Below are 19,794 nucleotides of genomic sequence, written 5' to 3'. Positions count from 1 at the left end.
GATCCACGCCACGTTCCACCTGTTTCGAGCTGTCGCCGATCAGGGTCTTGATCTCCATCGCCGCATCCGAGGACCGCTGCGCCAGGGCGCGCACTTCGGAGGCAACCACGGCGAAACCACGACCTGCTTCACCGGCACGGGCAGCTTCGACGCCGGCGTTCAGCGCGAGCAGGTTGGTCTGGAAGGCGATATCGTCGATAACACTGATGATCTGGGCGATATGTGTCGAGGATTGCTCGATCTCGGTCATCGCCGAGACCGCGCTTTGCACCACGACGCCGCTGTTTTCGGCTTCCTGCTTGGCCTCATCCATGATGTTTTCGACGCTACGTGCGCCTTCGGCAGCGGATTTTACGCTCGCGGTCAGTTCATCCAACGCAGCAGCGGTTTCTTCGAGCGTTGCGGCCTGGCTTTCGGTGCGGTGCGATAGATCGTCCGAGGACTGGCTGATCTCAGCCGCGCCGTTGCGAATGCTGGAAGCGGATTCCACCACTTTCGACACCGTATCGCTGAGGTTTTCGACGGTTTTATTGAAATCGGACCGCAGTTGTTCATGCTCGCCGGTGAAGGGTTCGGTGATTTTTTCAGAGAAATCCCCTTGGGCCAGCCGTAGCAGACCGGAACTTAGGGTCTCTACCACCCGTTGCTGTTCCTGCTGCTGCTGGGCGCGCTCTTCCTGCGCGGTGCGTGCGTGCCGCAGGTCATCCTGCATGGAGACCAGCGTCTTGCCAATCTGCCCGATTTCATCGACACGCTTGGCTTCGCTGACCTCAGTTTCCAGATTGCCGGAAGCCACCGATTCCATATTGCTGCTGATGCGGTCCAGCGGCCGTGTAATCGTCCGGGCGTAAAGCCAACCCAGCAGAGACATCCCTGCCGTACAGGCCAGTGACACCAGAAGCAGGAAGTTGCGTGCACTGTTCACGTGCGCCATGAGTTCAGCGCGGTCCTGTTCGATAACGATTGCCATTTCCTTGCCTGCCAGAGCAATTGGTTCGGAAAAGGCGCTGACTTCCCGTCCGTTCAGACCGGTCGTCGAGGGATAGAACTTGCTTTCACCATTGAGAGCAGAGGTAATGTGTTCCTGCTCTGCAATCGGATCCAGCAGCATATGGCCACCCTCGAATCGTGACGACGACCGTGCCAGCAGGTCAGAGGCTACCAGATAGGCATCGGCTGTCTCCCCGATGCCCCGGGCCTCGTTCATGATGGCGCTGATCATGCTCACCGGCATCTGCAGAACCAGGATTCCGACGGTCTGGCCGGTATTGGCGACGATCTGTGTGGCGACAAAGGCGGCCGGTTTGCCCTGGCTTGGCTCATAAGGCGCGAAATCGGAAAACAACACTTCTCCCGGCTGCGCATCCGCAGTTCTGCGGAATAGCTGCGCAAGCCCCGAATCCTTGTACGGACCATCATAAAGATTGGTCGCGTAATCGTCTTCTTTGTAGACCGAATAAAGTACGTTGCCGGACAGGTTCACAAGAAAGGCGTCGTAGTACCCTTTACTGGTCAGCAGGGTACGGAAGGCCGGGTGAAACTTGGCGTGGTGAATGTTGTACGGAATTGTCTGCTTGCCGCGATCTAGCAGATGGCGTTCCCCCAGAGGATTGGGGTTGTTGGTGATATAGGCGTCACGCACGGTCTGGGCAGCCTCATCGCCAAGATTGGTCCATGCGCCGGACAAGCGTTGCAGCGCGGTCCCGGTGGAGGGCACGGCGGCGAGTGTCAGAAGATCAGCCGTAATACCCCGCATCAGGGATTCGACCGCTGCCTTGCGGCTGGCAACCAGAGATTCGAAATGCTCTTGGGCCTGGGTCCTTGCGCTGTTCTGCGACGTGATCGTGCTGATCGAAACCACGATCGCAGCCATGACTGCACCGAATGCGACGACGAATAGCGGGAGCTTGTGTGCGATTTTCACTGTTCCAAAGGCCTTCTTGCTTACGCTTTGCAAACCAGGGCCCGGATCGGCCCTGTCCAATGGAATGAATGCCCGGCGGGAGTTAATTTGCGGCTTAAATTTCCGGCATTCGTTCGAATTTTAAAAAGCCTTCCGGCCGCAGCGTCGGGAAATGCTGCCGCTGTCGCGCGTATAGGGATTCTAACTGTGTGGCCGCGATGGCTCTCCTCACCGCAACGAAGAATCGGGCATGTAAAATTGTCCGCAAAACGGCGTTCCCCGGAGGGCTTGAGGGCTGGCAAAAGGGTGTTGCGGTGCCTTTGCGGCAATCAATTATTAAACCCCCGAGCCTAAGAATGACCCTATCGAACTCTAACATGTGACCGAACAACGGGGGTGCGAATCGCGGAAGATGACCACGGAAACGCAAAAACACCTATTAGACCTTCCGAATGCATTTTCGGACCTTGATCCGCTGATTGCATTCCTGCGCGGAGCGCGCACCTCTGCGGTAGAAATCGACTGCTCCAAGGTTATGGCGATGCCCTCGCGATGCCTTCAGATTCTGCTGAGTGCGGAGCAGCAGTGGCGTTCCGAAGAATTGGGATTTGCGGTCACAAACATCAGTGAATCGTGCCGAAAGTCTCTGTCGCTTTTGGGTTTAGAGTCCAACCGCTTTGAAGACGAGGAAACAGCATGAAAACCAAAGTCCTTGCAATTGATGATTCCCGCACGATTCGGAATCTGCTTGCTGCCACGCTGGAAGAAGCCGGCTTTGAATATCACTGCGCGGTCGATGGCCGTGAAGGCGTTGATATGTATCCCGACGTCGCGCCGGATGTGGTGATTACCGATATCAACATGCCCAATCTGGACGGCTTCGGTGTCATCGAAGAACTCCGGGGCGACGGTATCAATTCGAAGGTGCCGATTCTTGTTCTGACCACCGAGAGTGCCGCGGAAATGAAAACCCGTGCGCGCAATGCAGGTGCAACCGGCTGGATTACCAAGCCCTTCGATGACACGTCTTTGATTTTTGCGCTCAAGCGCGTCACCGGAGCTGCGGCGTAAGATGTCAGGGTCGATTCAGGATACCTTCTTTGAGGAGTGCGAAGAGCTCCTTGAAGCGACGGATGAGGGTCTGACCGCCATCGAAGGTGGCGATCGTGATCCAGAGGTGGTCAACGCCGTTTTCCGCGCTGTTCACTCGATCAAGGGTGGCGCCGGGGCGTTTGGCTTGGATGAACTGGTGGCCTTTGCCCACAGGTTCGAAACCGTTTTCGACGAGGTGCGAACCAATCGTCTGGAGCTGGGCGAAAAGCTTGTTCAGCTTCTGCTGCGTGCCAGTGACCATCTGTGTGATCTGGTGGCGACGGCGCGGGATGGCGGCGAAACCGACGAAGCGCATCACAACGTGCTGATCGCGGCGCTGGACGAATATATTCCCGAAGAGGAAGAAGATCTGACGTTCGAGCCGATGGGCCTGGGCGGGGCAGGCTTTGCGCCTGCAGCGATCGATCTTCCCGTGGTGCCTCAGGAAGAAACCTACCGGATCCGTTTCCATCCCATGAAGGAGATGTACGGCACCGGCAACGAGCCCATCTTCCTGTTCCAGGCACTCAAGGAACTGGGTGAGCTTGAGGTCAAGCTGGACGACACTGAATTGCCCGGTTTTGACGCCATCGACGTCGCCGAAAGCTATATCGCCTGGGATCTGGTTCTGATCACCTCGGAGCCGCGCGACAAGGTGGAAGCCGTTTTCGAATTCGTCGAAGGTCTGTGCGAGCTGTCGATCGAAGGCGATGGTGACGCCGAAGCGGATGCGCAGGCCCTTGCCGCGCTGGACGCTGCATTCGGTGTTGCTCCGTCCATTGAGGACGGGGAGACGACGCCTGCCCCTTTTGAACAGCCGGCCCCTGCTCTGACACCGGAGGCGGACTCTGCGCCTGCGGGTGACAAGGCACCATCTCCAAAGGCCGAGGCCGCGAAATCGGAGCAGCGGGGTCCCAAGCCGACTCTGCGTGTGGAGCTTGAGCGGGTGGACCGGCTTATCAACGCGGTCGGCGAGCTGATCATCAACCATTCGATGCTGGCGCAGCAGATTGCCAATCTTGATGTTGCGGACGTGCGTGATGTGGAGACCGAGCTGGAAGGGTTTAAGAACCTGGCGCGGGATATCCAGGAAGGCGTTATGTCGATCCGTGCACAGCCGGTCAAACCGCTGTTCCAGCGTATGGCCCGGATTGTGCGCGAAGCCTCCAGCGCCACCGGAAAATCCTGCAAGCTTGTCACCGAGGGAGAAAACACCGAAGTCGACAAGACAGTCATCGAACGCCTGTCAGACCCATTGACGCATATTCTGCGCAACGCGGTGGACCACGGGATCGAGAAACCGGATGACCGTGAGGGTGGCGGCAAGGACAGGGTCGGTGAAATTCGTCTGTCGGCGTCGCACCGGTCCGGTAGTGTCTGCATCGAAATCAAGGACGATGGTGCCGGCGTAAACCGCCCCCGTGTGAAACAAATCGCGATCGACAAGGGCCTGATCCCCGAAAACGCCGATCTGACCGACAGTGAGATTGACAACCTCCTGTTCCTGCCAGGTTTTTCCACCGCCAAGGAGGTTTCGAACCTGTCCGGCCGCGGTGTCGGGATGGATGTGGTCAAGAACGCCGTGACGGGCCTTGGTGGCCGGATCAACATCACCTCGACCCCGGGCAAAGGCTCGACCTTTACCATCATTCTGCCACTGACGCTGGCAGTGATGGACGGCATGGTGGTCTCGGTTGCGGATCAGACGATGGTGGTTCCGATCACCTCAATCGTCGAGACGATGCGCGGCAGCGACGACATGATCAACAACCTTGGCGCCGATGGCACATTGCTTTCGATCCGTGGAAACTTCGTCCCGATCTGCGACGTTGCTGGCGCCCTTGGGCTGAGCAAGCAGGATGACCAACCGCCCGGAGTCTATCTCCTGGTTGAGACGGAAACGGGACAGCGCAGCGCCCTGGCGGTGGACGATATCCACGACCAGCGGCAGGTGGTCATCAAGAGCCTGGATGGAGTCTGTGGGGAGATTGCCGGGGTGGCTGCTGCCACCATTCTCGGAGATGGCAAGATTGCCATGATCCTGGATCCGGAAAGCATTATCGCGGCCTCGCCATCAGCAGCCGCCTTTGACACAGATCGGAGAATGAACAATGCAGTCGCAAGTTGAAGCCAAGCCTGGCGATCAGGAAGTAAAGCACGCCCAGTTCAGTGAGTTCGTGAGCTTCACTGTGGCGGGGCAGGCTTTCTGTCTCAAAATCACCCAGATCCGTGAGATCCGTCGTTGGTCGCCGGTGACAATCCTGCCGCACGCGCCGTCGGACGTGCTGGGTGTCATGAACCTGCGCGGTGCGGTGATTCCGATCTATGATCTGTCGGCGCGGTTCGGTCTTGAGCAGACCGAGGCCAGTGAGCGTAACGTGGTGATCGTCGTGGCGGTCGGTGGCAAGCCGGTTGGCCTGCTGGCGGAATCCGTTTCGGAAATCATCTCGATCAACCCCGATGATATTCAGGACACGCCGCCGGTCGATAGCCGATTCACCATGGAATATATCCAAGGCATCATCTCACATGATGACACCATGGTCCGGATCATCAACTTGGATGCGGTTATCTCCGTTCCGGAACAGGTGCTGATGTGAACGCAAGAAGTCCCATAGAGTCCAAGGCAGATGGTTTCACCCTGACAGATCAGGATTTCGAAGCCATCGCCCAGTTCGCCTACAAGCATTTTGGGTTGGCGATGTCGAGCAGCAAGAAACCTCTGGTTTCGGCCCGCCTGGCTCGTCGTCTGCGAAAGCAGAACGTCTTGAACTTCAAGGATTATCTTGCACGCCTGAATGGGCCGAATTCCGACAAGGAGCGCAGCAACCTGCTGTCTCTGCTGACCACCAATGTGACGCAGTTCTTCCGGGAACCGCATCATTTTGAAACGATGCGCAAAGACGTTCTTCCGGACCTCATCAAGAAGGCACGAGAAGGCGGACGGGTGCGCATCTGGTCGGCAGGATGTTCCAACGGACAGGAGCCCTACACGCTGGCGATGATCATCCAGGACATGTGTCCGGAGGTGAACCGTCTGGATTTCAAGATCCTGGGCACTGATATCGATCCGGTTGTCGTGCAAACGGCAACGGCTGCCAAATATCCGGCGGACGAGATTGCGCAGATCCCTGCGGAATACCGCAAATACCTGCCAAAACTTGATGCTGATGGCCGTCTACCTGAAAGCATCCGGTCGATGGTGACACTTGGTGTGCTGAATCTCATTGAACCCTTTCCGTTTAAGGGAAAATTCGATGCGATTTTCTGTCGGAATGTGGCCATCTACTTTGATACAGCAACGCAGCAAAAGGTCTGGCAGGCGTTTCAGCGATCACTGGTTCCCGGAGGCTACCTGTTTATCGGACATTCCGAACGAATGTCCGGACCGGCTGCCCAACATATGAAAACGGCAGGAATAACCACCTACATTCACACACCATCGGGTGGGGATGCCCGATAGTCTGAGCAGTATGAAGAAACACGAGGAAAACAAATGAGCTTGAAAGACTCTCTTCGCGTCATGGTCGTGGACGACATGTCAACGAGCCGCGGGATTCTGACGCAATGCTTGGATGAGCTTGGCGTCAAGAACTACATGGTGGAAAACAACGGACAATCCGCGTTCCAGAAGATCACGAAGACTCCGGTACACCTGGTCTTGTCCGACTACAACATGCCCGGCATGGATGGTCTTGGCCTGCTGCAAGCGGTCCGTGGCCATCAGGTGACCCAGCGTGTCGGGTTTATCCTGGTGACGGGCAAACCGACTCCTGAGATCATCGAGGTCGGCAAGAAACTCGGCCTGAACAACATCATCCGCAAACCCTTCACGGTTGCAACGATGAAGCAGGCGATCGAACAAGTGGTTGGGCGGCTCTGATATGGACCATCCTGACAAAGCCCTGAAAGATCTCTGCACCATTTCATCTTGGGAAATGCACCAGCTGAAAGTCAAAATTCAAGAGCTGGAGGATGTTGCTCTCACGGTCATGGAACGTGGTACCCGCCCTACCAGTGCGGAACTGCGTGCATTGCAGGATTTCGATCTGGTAATCCAGACACTCGCCGGGCTGTCGGGATTCTATGAGCGCGTCCAGGACCAGGTGGAAAAATCCGGACCGGCCGATCTGCCTGCTGCCGCCAAAGGGGTCACCCTGGAACGTCTGCGGGAAAGACTACTCTCTCCCGGCGGTTTGCAAAACGCCTGAACAACAAAGACGCCGCCTGCCCCAGGCGGCGTTTCCCGTTTGAGCCGCGCGATAATATCATCCATCAGGACGAAGATCGCGCAGGCTCCGGATTGATCGTTTGCTTCACCGTCTGCAACGGCTACACTCAAGATGTGTAATCAGTTTTGCCCGGTGCGATCATGAGCTTTGTGTTTCGAATACTTTTGACATTGGCCACCATAATGCTGCCTGTCGCGAGCGTGGCCGCAACAGATCGTGCGGCGCTGGTCTTGGGGATGGCTGATTACCAGTATCTGCCAAAGCTGGACAACACCCGCAACGATGCCCTGCGGATGGCGGAAACCCTGGAAGGGATCGGGTTTGACGTGACCCTTGGCATCGACGTCGGTGCCGAAGACATGACCCGCATGCTCGAAGGCTTTGCTTTCCGCGCCGAGGTTGCCGATCTGGCCCTGATCTATTTTGCCGGTCACGGGGTCGAGGTGCAGGGTGAGAATTTCCTGATCCCGGTTGATGTTCAGGTGCAAAGCAACAGGGATGTAGAGCGCCAGTCCGCCTCGCTGAAGCAGCTGTTGGAGGCTGTTGAGAAAGCGCGAAAGATGCGCATCGTGATCCTGGACAGCTGCCGCGATAACCCCCTTGGCGATGCATTGGCGGGAAACACTTCGGAAACAACGAATGCATCGACGGCACCCGAACGTGCAGGTCTGGCCCCTGCAAACCCGGATCGCGGAACGCTGGTGGCCTTTGCGGCCAAGGATGGACAGGTCGCGCTGGATGGCCGGGGAGAGAACAGCCCCTATGCGCTGGCGCTGATGGAAAAGATGGTTCAGCCCGGTCTGGAGATCAGCCTGATGTTTCGGCAGGTCCGCGATCTTGTGCTTCAGAAAACCGGAAACCTGCAGGAACCTCATACTTATGGTTCCCTCACAGGGGTACCCTTCTACCTGGCCGGAGGCAACGAAAGCGCGGGCAGCACCGATGCCTGGGCGGCGCTGAAACCGGATCAGGAGGAGCAACTTCTTGCCCTTGCCGAACTTGGAGACACCCGCTCGATGCTGGGGCTGGCCTATATCCGGCTCAATCCAAATCAGGACCGGTTCGATCCGGCAGCCGCTATCGAGTTTTTGCAGCGGGCTGCGGATGCGGGATCTCCCGAAGCGCAGTTTGAACTGGCAAAGCTGTACGAGCGGGGCACCGGTGTTGAACCGGATCCGGCCAAGGCTCTGTCCCTCTACAGGGCGGCGGCGGATCAGAATTTTGCAGATGCTATCAATGACCTTGGATTCCTGCATTACCAGGGCGGGCTGGGTCTGCCGGCCAATCCGCAAAAGGCCCTGACGTTCTTTGAGCGGGCGGCGGATCTGCGCCATCCGCAGGCCCAATTCAATTTTGCGGCTTTGATCGATGATGGGCTGATCCCCAACAAAGGGCCCGAAGATGCGGCGCATTATCTTTACGCAGCTTTGCGCTCCGGCAGTTCGGATGTTCTGAAACTGCTTAGCGAGCGGCCAACGATGTTCACCGATCAGACCCGCAAGGCTTTGCAGGGAAAGCTGAAAGAGAACGACTTCTACCAAGGCTCGATCGACGGTGATTTCGGCCCCGGCACGCAACGTGGCATCCGCCGGGCCTATGGGTTGGAAGGGTAAGCGACGGAAGTGGAGTTTTCCATGCGGGCACTGCGATATCTAATTATCCTGACACTTGTTCTGGCCTCTCCGGTTACGGCGCAGGAAACCGGGGGCACAGGCGAAGGCACCTATGGTGGCAGTGAGGGTAGCTATGGCGGGGAGGCGACGACCAGCCTAGGCCTGTCAGCGGCAAACCGTGTCGCGACGCCGCAGCAAGTGGTCGTGCGCCTGAATGCCATTCGCGAATTCTGCAGCGACAGTGGCGCCTATCTTGTCGACTGCATGGCGGAACGCATGGAACAGCTGTCTGTGGGTATGTCTGGTCTGTCCGGTTATCAGGATGTGCGTAAGACTTTGGGTCAAACGGCGGGTGAACTGCGGAAGATTGCGCGTGATAACCGTGACCCGCAGGCGCCGCGTGCCCGGGTGCAGCACGGCGATCCCAGATTAAAATCCTCCCGCCCTCTGGTGGCGGTTGCATCTGACCGCAAGCGTCAGGCGGCCGCTGCGGCCATTTCGGCGCTGGAGGAGGCGGAGACGATCCTGCTCAGATCCGCCGCCCAATCGACCGCCCGAGCTGTGCAATACCAGCAAATTGCTGCGGCGCTTGGCTCTAACAAGGTCCTGCTGCGCTCACTGTGATGCCGTCGGGGCTGACTACAACCGCCCCTCCGCGATCCAGGTGTCCAGCTGGCGGCGGCTGATTTCGAAATGCATGCTGTCTTCGCGGCCAAAACCGGCCCCCCAGACCCAGCCTTCATCAAAGAAGAAATCGGCCATGATCGTCAGCCCCAGCTGCGTTTTGCCATCGGTGAAATTATCCAGCTTGCCGTCGATATTGAGATCCACCGCCAGCCCGTAGCTGTGCGTCGACAGGGAATTCACCGTGCCGCGGATCCGCCGCACGCAAAGGGCGCCGGCGGTGTTGATCCGGGAATAGAGGTCGGGGTCGACGCTGCGGATGTTCTCGAACACGATCCGCAGGCTCTCGATCGCGGGCTGCAGCATGCTGACACGGATCGGACCAACCTGCTCGGTTACGAGTTTTTCCTTCAAATCCGGGTTTGTCATGGGCTGACAGCTGTCGCTCAGATCCTCACGCGGGCGCCCCAGTTTTTCGGACAGATACCTGCCCCCGGCCACGTTCAGGCCCCGATTTACATTCAACCGGTCTGCGATCAGCACCACCTGCGCATAATCAAGGTCTGTGCCTTCGGTCTGCTCCCAGATCTGACGTTCGCCGTCAGCGTCCGGGAGAAAAGGGGCGTTGGAGCCTGCTCCTCCCGCGGGCAGGCGCGCAATCTCTGTCTGAAGGTCACTCATCCGGAGTTGCAGATCTTCAATCTGCTGACGGAGCATTTCCAGTTCGATCCGCGCCGTGGAATCGACGGCCCCGCCTGCATAGTCTTCATCAGACATAAGCCAGCTCAGGCCGAACCAGACAACGGGCGCCAGGACGATGCCTGTCGCGATGATAACTGCCGAAACGACGCGCATAGAACCCTCAACATACTACGCCCCTATTGAATGCCCTGAGCCAGCCTTCGTAAAGCCCTCAATTCCATCCTTCGCGGATAGGGCAGAGTTTAGGGGTTTTTGCAGCGCTGTTTGCGGCGGCCCATTGGCAGATCAACAAGTGTGGTATAGGCTTTTATTCAGTATATGTTTTCAACGTAAGGGACAGGTTATGGTCCGGTTTCGCATTATTTCTGCCTGTATTCTGAGTTTGGGTGTGTTGCAGGCGCCTGACGCTATGGCCCAGTCTGCCGATGACGGCCCCTCGGTCGAAGAAATCACCCAAGCCTTCAAGAAGCAAAAAACCCGCGGTCTGGTCATCGTGCCGAACGCGGCGACGTCCTCTGCGGCGCAGAGCGACGACACTGCGGAAACGGCCACCGTTGCTGCTGCTGCGGAAGAATATAACCCGGTTGAGCGGCAATCGCAGATCAACGTCCAGATTTCCTTTGATTTCGACAGCGCAGCCCTGCGCGCGGATCAGGAGCCGAAGCTGGCCAATATGTGCGAGTCGATGAAGCTGATGCAGGGCACCGTGTTCCAAATCATCGGTCACACCGACAGTTCGGGCTCGGCCGAATACAATGAACGCCTGTCTCTGCTGCGGGCGCAGGAAGTTCGGCGCCATCTGATCGGCTCCTGCGGCATTCCCGAGGACATGCTGAAAGCGATCGGCATGGGGGAAACCGCGCCCTTTGATGAAAACGATCCGCGGGCCGATGAAAACCGCCGTGTCGAGTTCCAGGCTCTGGGCTGAGGGATGAACGTCGCTTCGGGCGGGTACAAGGCGGGACATGACAGATGATCGAATCCCGCCCCGGTGATATTTTTCAACCCGGTGATCTGCTGAACAACACCTACCGGATCGAGATGCTGCTGGGTCGCGGTGGCACTTCGGATGTGTACAAGGCGCGCTCGGAAATCTCCGGCAATCTGGTGGCGATCAAGGTTCTGAAACAGGAACTCTCTGCCAACGAGGACTTTCAGGTCCTGATGGCCCGCGAGGAAAACATCCGCGAAATCCGCCATGACGCGGTGGTGCGCTATTCGGAAAATCACCGCACCCCGGATGGGCATATCTACCTGCTGATGGATTACGTCGACGGGCCGGGGCTGGACCGGAAGCTGAAACAGGGACCGATGTCTGCCGATGATCTGATGATCATCTGCAAACGCGTGGCGCAGGGTTTGCAAGCCGCCCATGCACGCAAGATCGTGCACCGGGATCTGAGCCCGGACAATATCATCCTGCGCGGCGGCGATCCGGCCGAGGCCGTGATCATCGATTTCGGCATCGCCAAGGATACCAACCCAGGTGCCCAGACGATTGTCGGTAATGAATTCGCCGGCAAATATTCTTATGCCGCGCCCGAGCAGATGAGCGGGCAAACCGACGCCCGGTCGGATATCTATTCGCTTGGCGCCTTGCTGCTGGCGAATTTTCGCGGCGCGCCGCCGTCGCTGGGCGCAAATCCAATGGAAGTGGTGGAAAACAAGCAGAAGCCGCTGGATACCTCGGGTGTGCCCGAACCCTTGAAGGGGCTTATCGACCGCATGTGCGCGCCGGATCCTGCGGACCGGTTTCAAAACGCAGCAGAGGTTCTGGCCTATATCGATGACCCGGACCCCCGCCCTGCTGATACGCCGCCCAAGGCCGACGCTCCACCCCCGGCGGAAGAAGCCACGATCATTGTTCCGAAGACCGCCGCGCCAACAGCAAAACTTGCGCCCTTGACGCCTCCGGTAGACGAAAAACCGGCAAAAGGGCGCGGTGGCCTCGTGGCGGTTATCCTCCTTATAGGTGTGCTGGGACTGGGCGTTGGCGGTTATTTCGCCGGGCTGTTTGGCAATCTCACTGGACCACCCCTGCCGGTTGCCGAACCTTTCACGCTGATTATTGAAAAATCTGCAGGCGCCCCGGCCCGGGCAACCGGAAACATGCCGTCTGAGGCGAGCCTCACCGCGCTGCAGGACATGGTTGAAACCACGGATGTCTCGCTGGCGTCGGGGGCAATCGCCGACAGCTGGGGCGACGATGTACTGGCAACCATTGCGCCGCTGGATCAACTCGGTGAATGGCGCCTTGCCGTCAGCAACAATCAAGGCAGACTGAGCGGCGTGACGCAGGATGCCGAACTGGCGGCGTCGTTGAACGCGCGGTTTGCCGATGGGCTGCCGGGAGCACTGGACGGCGCGGTCGATATCGTTTTCAAACTGCCTGTTCTGGCGCGGGGAGAGGTCCTTTCGGTGGTCGCCGACCATCAGGACTGCGGCCCGTTGCAACTGTCCGGCACAGATGGAACCGGCGGCTTTGCGCCCGAGGATTCCATCGTGATCACCGGGCGGCTGGCGGAAACATCAACCCGCGTTGCCCTGTTCGATGCGCTGCGCGCCATCGCGAATGACCGCAAGGTGGTTCTGGACGCCGAAGTGCTGAACCCCGCCCTTTGCGTTGTAGAGCAGCGCCTTCCCAAGGCGCCTGCGGGCGGGGCAAAGGTCAGCTATACCCTTGGCGGGGAAGGCACGCCGAACCCATCGGGGCGGTTCTTCGTCGGGGAAAATCCGGTCATCGACGTGATCCTGCCGGAAGACATGACCGACGGCTTTCTGACCGTTTCAATCTTGGATGTCTCTGGCAACGTCTTTCATCTGTTGCCCAATATCGGACGTCCCGAGAATGCGATTGCGGACCTCAGAGATGGTGAGATCGGGCCGTTTTCCGTGCGCGTCGCCTTTGATTTGCAGAATGCAGCAGAAACCGGCGGGCTGGCGTTCAAGGTGGATGACAGCACCCTGGGCAAAAGCCGTATTCTGGTCCTGCATTCCTCGGAACCGCTGTTCGCGGGCATGCGTCCCACATCGGAAAGCGCGGTTGGTTTTGCCGAAGCGCTACAGCAAAGCGCGGCAGAGGATGCGAGCCGGATCCTGTCGCTGGACAGCCGTATATTGGTGACAGCCCGCCCCTGATTGCGGCCTGTCGGACCGGCGCCCGTCAGAGCACGTCGACGACGATCACCGAGATATTGTCAGCCCCGCCCCCGGTCAGTGCGACCTGCACCAGCCGCTCGGCGACGGTTTCCAAGGGCGTGCTCGACAGAATATCCTCCAGCATGGAGAAGGTGGCATATTTCGTCAGCCCATCCGAGCAGATCAGGAACCTGTCGCCGCTTTCAGCGGTGCCGCGCACCTTGTCGAGTTCGAGATCCTCCCCGACCCCAACCGCGCGGGTGATGGCATTGGATTGCGGATGCTGATCCGCCTCATCCCAGCTCATCTTGCCGGAGTGGACGTATTCGGCGACCACGGAATGATCCGCCGTCAGCATGTCGATCTGCCCGCCATGGAGCCGGTAGATACGGCTGTCGCCGGCCCAGATACCGGCGAAATGGCCCTGCGCCATGATCAGGGCGGCAACCGTTGCACCAATGGTGCCGCCCCCCCGCGCCGTGGCCTCGGCCTGGATGGCGCGGTGGGCGCCTTGCAGGGCATCGCGCAGGGCGTGCATCTTGGCCGCCGGGTCCAGCCCACCGGGGATCATCGCGGCGGAATCCGCGATCAGGCGGCTGGCATAATCGCCCGCGTCATGGCCTCCCATCCCATCTGCAACCAGCCAGATGTCATGGTCCGGCAGCGCCAGCACCGCGTCTTCGTTGACCTTGCGTTGCAGTCCAACATGGGTCTGAACGGCATAGCGATAGGGGTACATCGGATTCATAGCGGCCGGGCCTCCTGCCAGATGGGGGCCGTAAGATCGAACAGTCCGATTGCAGCCCCGCCTTGCGGCAGGCCCGGGCACATCATCATCCGCGGGCCGCTGTCCAGAACCGCAGTCCAGATGCTGGTATCAGCAGCCCGGCTGTCCAGCAGGGCTGCCGCCACGGTGTTTGGTAGATCATCTGTCTGACCAGCGCCGGTCAGCACCAGCGTGTTGCCCGATGTGCGCAGCGGCGCCACCGCGCGCATGGCGGGCGGCTGCACCGCGCCGAGGGCTGCGGATAATTTGTCCTGTGTCATGCTGTCCTCCAATGCATCCAGGGCAATCGCCTCAAGCTGCTCAAACAGCTTTGTGTCGGTGAAATGATCCAGTGCCGCAGGCCCCGGCGTGGCCAGAGGCGCCACCAGTGTCAGCGGAAACCGGCGGCCAACCCGGTCAACCGAGGGCATCAGAACTCCCGTCAGCTTTTCCGGCCCAGCAAGGCCCGCAGGTAATGAAAATCGCCAGATCGGCGCCGACATATAGCTGCGATCAAAGGCGGTGCCATAGGCGCTTTGCCCGGCCAGCAGCACCTGCTGCAGCCAGCCATCCCACAGGCGGACAAAACCGCCCGGCATGTTGATCCGGAAAAAATCCCCGACCGAGGGCATCTTGCCGAAGGCTCCGAACCCTGCCTCCATCACATCGACTTCGGGCAGCTGAATTTTGCCATCGCCGGCAGGGCAAAGGGATTGACGACCGATCCCGATTGCAACTCGAACAGGGCCAGACGCCCACCAACCCGGAAGTTCACCCGCCGCCGGTCGGTGACGTTGGTCCGGCGTACCTCGGCGGCATCCAGCAACCGGAACCAGGCCCAGGGCCCATCCCGCGACAGAACGTTTTCAATATTGCGCTTGTCCGGCAAAAGGGTGATCCGCGCCAGGCCGACCGTCCCCGGCCAGGTCACTGCAACCGGCGTGGGCTGTCCCATCCGGTGATTATAGGACACCTGCGTGCCGTCAATCTCCAAAAGAACCTCCTTGGCCTTTGAATCCAGCGCCTTGGGGGTGATCTGGAACTGGACCACCGGCGTGTCCCCACCGGCAAAGAAGGCATCGCGGATTTCAGCGGCGTATTGCATCTGTTCCAGCACCGCCTGACTGATCCCCAGATCGACATCATTGACGCGTTTCCAGGTCCACGGACGGCTGCGGGTATCGACATATTTCAGCAGGTTCTCGTCAAAGAAACTGTCGATCAGCCCGCCCGGCGCAAACAGTTTTGCAAAATCCACCATCGCCACATCGGCGCGGGCGCGCCGGTTGAAGGGATACCGGTTGTCCAGCGCCTTTTCGCAGAAGGGCAGAACCGAGGCCTGCCAGCGGGCATTGATCGATGCGCGAGTTCCTTCCGAGGTAATGCCGGAAGAGCCCGTCGAGATCTGCATGGCCCAGCGTTGCACCGGCCCGTCGATCCGCGAGGCCGTTTGCTGGAATTGCAGTAGCGCCTGCCCGCTTTCGCCCGAGGTCACGCCGCTGAACGACATCTTGTTCAGCTCCTGATAGACCAGTTGCAGAGAGACCATGAGGTCGTCCAGCCGCGAGGGCTGGCCTTCGGGGCGGTCCACCAGATCGTGCAGCCACTGGAACCGGTCCTGCACATAGGCACCCGGTGGCTTTGGCGGCTCGCCCGAGGCAGTCGATGCCGAGCTGACAAGTGCCTCAAGCAGGATTTGTCCTTGGATAGACAGGCTTGACCGGGTTTCGATGGCTGCCACCTGCGACACGCCTTCGCCCAGGGATTCCGTGTTCAGTTGCGAGCGGTCCTCCGCCAGGCTGGTTTCCTGGCTGACCGCCGTCAGGATGTTGGTGATCGGAGAGGTCGGCCCGGACAGCACATTGGTCACCTCGACCGCATGGCTGAGGCTTTCCAGCGGCACGATGTCCACGTCTCCCAGCACCTGATCATACCGGGTGATATAGTCGTTGTAATAAAGGTCGAGCACATCCCGGCTGAGCGCAAGAAGCGCGGCTTCGCTCTGGATTTGCTCACCGCCGCGGTCGCCCAGCACCCAGACCTCGCGCTGGACACGTTCCGACACGCTCACCGCTTCGGGCAGGAAGACGTTGTGAAATCCGTCATAGGTAAAAATGCCCTCGACACCCTCGTTCAGCGGCTTGCCGGAGCTGCGCACCAGCACCCGTTTCACCGAAGGCCCGCCGATATCGGTCAGCCGCCATTTCGGCAGGCTGGTGGCAGTGTTCGAATTGATGATGCCATTGTAGACCCGTTGCGCCAGCGGCATTTCCGACAGGATATTCTGGGCCTGCTCCACCAGCGGACCATTCAGCGCGATTTCTGTCATCGGCTGGGACAGCATCGCCGTCAGGTGATCCATCAGATCCGCCCGCAGCTGCGCCCGCACCGTTCCGGGGTAGGCCACCGATTCCCAGTCAAGCTGCATCCACTCCTTGACCAGATCGGGATTCATCGGCCCCTGAAGCCCCAGCATCAGGTAGATCTTCAGCGCCTCATAGAGAACATCCGGGTTGTTCATATTGGCGCTGATCTGCTCTTCCAGCCGGACCAGAAGACGGGGCAGCAGCCGCTGGTTCAGCGCGGCGCGATAGGTCTGCGCCGCCTCTGTTCCGATCACCTCACCCTGATAAAGACCATAGGTCATGGCGCGCTCCGGCTCCGGATCCGACAGAACCGGGTTGCCGGGCATGTCACGCAGCAGGTTCAGCGCAGCGGCCACCGGCACCAGATCGGTATCGCCCACCGGGCTGGGCGGCAGTTCGGCCGCGGCCGCCTGATAGGCTGCGGCCTGCCCGGCGGCCTGTTCGATCAAGGCGGCGTTCTTCAGATAGGAATTCACCCAAAGCGCCCCGGTCACCGAGGCAAAGATCACCGTGGCGGAAATGGCGGCGCGGCGGGTCCAGCGATAGCGGCGCTCAACCTTGTCATCGGCAGAGACAAGCCCGGCCTCGGGGAACATTACCCCTTCGAACAGGCGGGTCAGAAAGTAGGATCGCCCACTGCCCTGCCCGGTTCCGATGGCCTGACGGCCAATGCCGAAGGTCTGCGCCATACCCAGCATCAGCCGGTCGATCGGCGTGCCTTCCTGGGTGCCCGATGTGAAATAGACCCCGCGCAGCATCTGGCGCTGATCATAGCGGTTATCCTGAAAGACTTCGGTCAGGAAATCGCGCGCCACCCGGCGCATCGAGGCCACCTGTCCCGGAAAACCCGCCACCAGCGCCCGCCGCTGGTGATCGCTCTCGCCCTGCATCTTTTCCAACAGCTGCGCGTTCAATTGCCCCAGAAGGGCTGCAAATTCCTCGTCAAAGCCTGCAATCGGGGCAGCCTCTTTCTTGCCCTTGGGCAGCGGCAGGGTGAAACCCCAGACCTGTTCGCGCTCTTCCTTGCCCAGGGCATCGAAATACTCCTGAAACCCCGCTATCAGATCAGCCTTGGTGAACAGCACATAGACGGGAAAGCGCACGCCAAGCTTTTCACGCAGCTCGGACAGGCGGCGGCGTACGGCCTGGGCGTGGGATTTCTGGGTGATCTCATCCTGCAGGGAAAGGTCCGACAGAGAAATCGCGATGATCGCCCCGTTGATCGGCTGGCGTTTGCGGTACTTTTTCAGCAGGCCTAGAAAGCCCAGCCAGGCGGCATTATCCGCATCCGCATCGCTTTCCTGCGTGGTATAGCGCCCGGCGGTATCGATCAGCACCGCCTCATTGGTGAACCACCAATCGCAATTGCGGGTGCCGCCGACGCCACCAATCGCGGCCTTGCCCATCTTGTCCGCCAGGGGGAACTGCAGGCCGGAATTGACAATCGCCGTGGTCTTGCCCGCGCCGGGTGGGCCGATCATCACGTACCAGGGCAGATCCCTGAGGTGACGGCGCCCGTTCTTGGACTTGCGCAATTCGGCCATGGCCTGTTTGAACTTGCCGCGCAATTCACCGATTTCCTCGGCCAGGACATCGTCCTCTTCCGGCACCTCCGTGGCCTCGGCCATGTCTTCGGTCATCTGGCGATCCCGGCGCCGCCGACGCCAGAAAACTAGACCGATGATCATCAGGATTACCACCCAGATCACGCCGATGGTAATGCCGCGCGACAGGATGCTGTCAAAGGGGCGCCAATCCTCCGAGCCGATGAAAGGTGCGAAATACCACACGCAGGCCGACAGACCGGCCGCCAGCAGGATCAGCACGAAATAGAGGGATCTGAACAGCGGCAGAATATAGCGGCGGATCATTCGTCAATCTCCTGCACCAGAAGGATTTCAATCCGGCGGTTCTTGGCCCGGCCTTCACGGGTGCCATTGTCGGCAATAGGTTCCTTATCAGCCCGGCCTTCTGCGGATAGGCGGTCAGGATCTGTCATCACGTCGGCCATTCCCGCCATCACCGATTTGGCGCGGGCCAGCGACAACGCCATGTTTGACGGAAACCGGGAAGAGCGGATCGGGATATTGTCGGAGTGGCCGACGACGATGACCTTACCCTTTTCATCGTTCAGCGACTCGGCCAGACGGTTGACCGGCCCCTTGAAAGCATCGGAAAGCTTGTCAGAGCCAGAGCCGAACATGCCGGATCCCGCCAGCCGAATGATCAGCAGGTTGCCCTTCTGAAACACCTCGACGATGCCTTCCTTGATCTCGGGATCAAGGAAGCCCGACACCTTGGCCACCTGTTCTTCGATCGTGGGCGCAGGCGGCGGCGGCGGCGGCGGCGGCGCGCGCCGTTCCAGCTGCGCCGCAGGGCCGGAATCTATGATCGCAAGGCGACCAGACACATTCTCGGTCTGGTTCGACAGGGCCCAGCTGAGGCCGGCATATTGCAGCACCAACAGCGCGCCGGTCACCGCCAGCGCGATCCAGACCAGACGCCAGGCCGACAACGCCTTGAAGGGTTTTTTCACCCCCTCCCAATGTGGCGACAGATCCCATTCCAGCGGCCCGCGCTGATTGCGGATAATCCGGGCCAGCGCCGCGCGGATCTGCATCAGCTTCTCACTGCCGCCCTGTTCGATGCGCAGGCGACCTTCAAATCCCAGCGACATGCACATGTAGAGGAACTCCAACATGTCGATATTGGCGCCCGGCTCTTTTTCCAGCCGCGCAAGCAGGTCGTAAAATCGGTCCCCCCCCACGGTTTCGCGGTGGAAAGTACCCACCATGGATTGCAGGCCCCAGCTGGACTGCCCGCCCCAGGGCGTGTTCAGCACCACATCATCCAGCGTCGCGCAAAGAGCATAGCGCGCGACCTTGACCGTCTGCGCCGGAATACCCGCCTGCAAGGCGCGGTTTTCAAAGGCGCGCACCTCGGCCACGACGCTTTTGCGCAGGGCGTCAGGGTCCATGTGCTGCGCGCGGTTCCGGATGCGGCTGATCAGGGCAAACAGGGTCGCGGCACAGGCCGTCAACTGGTTCATCCCGGTCAACGCCAGTTGCGAGGCTTTACCGGGGGATGCTTTTGGCGCAGCGGCGGCGGCCTGCGGAACCCCGTAGGACTCAGGTGCTGGTGGGGCATCCGGGTCTGCCGTCGGCTCGGCCGGTGGCACCGAGGGCTCCGGGCTTGGCATGGGCGCGGTCGCGCGCCGCCCGCCCGGATTGGGCTTGATCACCGTCTTGTCGGTATCACCCGGCTCGGCAAAGGGATCGTCATAATCACCCATATCTTTTTACCCTGTCACCCTTGTACAATTCTGCAGCCCCCCTGAGGGCGCCGCATGACGATCCGG

Annotated in this window: 17 protein-coding genes; 11 read left to right on the top strand and 6 right to left on the bottom strand. The window is 59.8% G+C overall.

The window, feature by feature from the left end; genetic code table 11:
• The coding region (locus SM766_RS19675; RefSeq protein WP_368948877.1) for a methyl-accepting chemotaxis protein at window positions 1–1,873 on the bottom strand (1,873 nt) is incomplete at its 3' end.
• A 442-nt stretch (window positions 1,874–2,315) separates the two neighbouring features.
• Here SM766_RS19675 and SM766_RS19670 point away from each other — a divergent pair.
• From SM766_RS19670 to SM766_RS19630, 9 genes are all read left to right on the top strand, one after another.
• Window positions 2,316–2,603, top strand: a complete 288-nt coding sequence (locus SM766_RS19670; protein WP_274830699.1) for an STAS domain-containing protein — start codon at window positions 2,316–2,318, stop codon at window positions 2,601–2,603.
• Window positions 2,600–2,974 (top strand): response regulator, encoded by a 375-nt coding sequence (locus SM766_RS19665; RefSeq protein WP_274830700.1) that lies wholly within the window; start codon window positions 2,600–2,602, stop codon window positions 2,972–2,974. The genes SM766_RS19670 and SM766_RS19665 overlap by 4 nt, the downstream gene beginning before the upstream one ends.
• Window position 2,975: 1 nt before the next feature.
• Window positions 2,976–5,123 (top strand): chemotaxis protein CheA, encoded by a 2,148-nt coding sequence (locus SM766_RS19660; RefSeq protein ID WP_274830701.1) that lies wholly within the window; start codon window positions 2,976–2,978, stop codon window positions 5,121–5,123.
• Complete coding sequence (locus SM766_RS19655; protein WP_274830702.1) at window positions 5,107–5,595, top strand: chemotaxis protein CheW; 489 nt, start codon at window positions 5,107–5,109, stop codon at window positions 5,593–5,595. The genes SM766_RS19660 and SM766_RS19655 overlap by 17 nt, the downstream gene beginning before the upstream one ends.
• A complete protein-coding gene (locus tag SM766_RS19650; protein ID WP_274830703.1) occupies window positions 5,592–6,458 on the top strand; it encodes a CheR family methyltransferase in 867 nt (288 codons plus the stop codon). Before SM766_RS19655 ends, SM766_RS19650 begins: the two co-directional genes overlap by 4 nt.
• A gap of 33 nt (window positions 6,459–6,491) precedes the next feature.
• Window positions 6,492–6,878, top strand: coding sequence for a response regulator (locus SM766_RS19645; protein ID WP_274830704.1), 387 nt, complete (start codon window positions 6,492–6,494; stop codon window positions 6,876–6,878).
• A gap of 1 nt (window position 6,879) precedes the next feature.
• Window positions 6,880–7,206, top strand: coding sequence for a DUF8776 family protein (locus tag SM766_RS19640; RefSeq protein ID WP_274830705.1), 327 nt, complete (start codon window positions 6,880–6,882; stop codon window positions 7,204–7,206).
• A gap of 203 nt (window positions 7,207–7,409) precedes the next feature.
• On the top strand, window positions 7,410–8,840 hold the full coding sequence (locus SM766_RS19635; RefSeq protein ID WP_368948876.1) for a caspase family protein: 1,431 nt from the start codon (window positions 7,410–7,412) through the stop codon (window positions 8,838–8,840).
• 21 nt (window positions 8,841–8,861) lie between these two features.
• The gene (locus tag SM766_RS19630; protein WP_368948875.1) at window positions 8,862–9,464 is read left to right on the top strand and encodes a hypothetical protein; all 603 of its coding nucleotides are present in this window, start codon (window positions 8,862–8,864) and stop codon (window positions 9,462–9,464) included.
• 15 nt (window positions 9,465–9,479) lie between these two features.
• Here the strand turns inward: SM766_RS19630 and SM766_RS19625 are convergent, their stop codons facing one another.
• On the bottom strand, window positions 9,480–10,241 hold the full coding sequence (locus SM766_RS19625; RefSeq protein WP_274844672.1) for a M15 family metallopeptidase: 762 nt from the start codon (window positions 10,239–10,241) through the stop codon (window positions 9,480–9,482).
• A gap of 334 nt (window positions 10,242–10,575) precedes the next feature.
• On the opposite strand from SM766_RS19625, the gene SM766_RS19620 reads away from it, so the two are divergent.
• Both SM766_RS19620 and SM766_RS19615 read left to right on the top strand, forming a co-directional pair.
• The gene (locus tag SM766_RS19620) at window positions 10,576–11,094 is read left to right on the top strand and encodes an OmpA family protein (RefSeq protein ID WP_274830709.1); all 519 of its coding nucleotides are present in this window, start codon (window positions 10,576–10,578) and stop codon (window positions 11,092–11,094) included.
• Between the two features lie 44 nt (window positions 11,095–11,138).
• On the top strand, window positions 11,139–13,304 hold the full coding sequence (locus SM766_RS19615) for a serine/threonine-protein kinase (RefSeq protein WP_368948874.1): 2,166 nt from the start codon (window positions 11,139–11,141) through the stop codon (window positions 13,302–13,304).
• 25 nt (window positions 13,305–13,329) lie between these two features.
• On the opposite strand, the gene SM766_RS19610 is transcribed toward SM766_RS19615, so the two are convergent.
• From SM766_RS19610 to icmH, 4 genes are read right to left on the bottom strand one after another with little or no spacing between them, the layout of a single operon-like run.
• On the bottom strand, window positions 13,330–14,043 hold the full coding sequence (locus tag SM766_RS19610) for a PP2C family protein-serine/threonine phosphatase (protein WP_490363373.1): 714 nt from the start codon (window positions 14,041–14,043) through the stop codon (window positions 13,330–13,332).
• A gap of 5 nt (window positions 14,044–14,048) precedes the next feature.
• Window positions 14,049–14,732 carry a type VI secretion system-associated protein TagF gene (gene tagF / locus SM766_RS19605; RefSeq protein WP_368948872.1) on the bottom strand — a complete coding sequence of 228 codons (684 nt, stop codon included), beginning with the start codon at window positions 14,730–14,732 and terminating at the stop codon, window positions 14,049–14,051.
• Window positions 14,732–18,307, bottom strand: coding sequence for a type VI secretion system membrane subunit TssM (gene tssM, locus SM766_RS19600; protein ID WP_368948871.1), 3,576 nt, complete (start codon window positions 18,305–18,307; stop codon window positions 14,732–14,734). Before tssM ends, tagF begins: the two co-directional genes overlap by 1 nt.
• Window positions 18,304–19,728 carry a type IVB secretion system protein IcmH/DotU gene (icmH, locus tag SM766_RS19595; RefSeq protein WP_368948870.1) on the bottom strand — a complete coding sequence of 475 codons (1,425 nt, stop codon included), beginning with the start codon at window positions 19,726–19,728 and terminating at the stop codon, window positions 18,304–18,306. Before icmH ends, tssM begins: the two co-directional genes overlap by 4 nt.
• Between the last annotated feature and the right edge of the window lie 66 nt (window positions 19,729–19,794).

The sequence above is a fragment of the Pseudophaeobacter sp. A-200-2 genome (assembly GCF_041008815.1).
Taxonomy (GTDB): Bacteria; Pseudomonadota; Alphaproteobacteria; order Rhodobacterales; family Rhodobacteraceae; genus Phycobacter; species Phycobacter gallaeciensis_A.
This window is presented reverse-complemented; position numbering and strand designations above follow the sequence as displayed.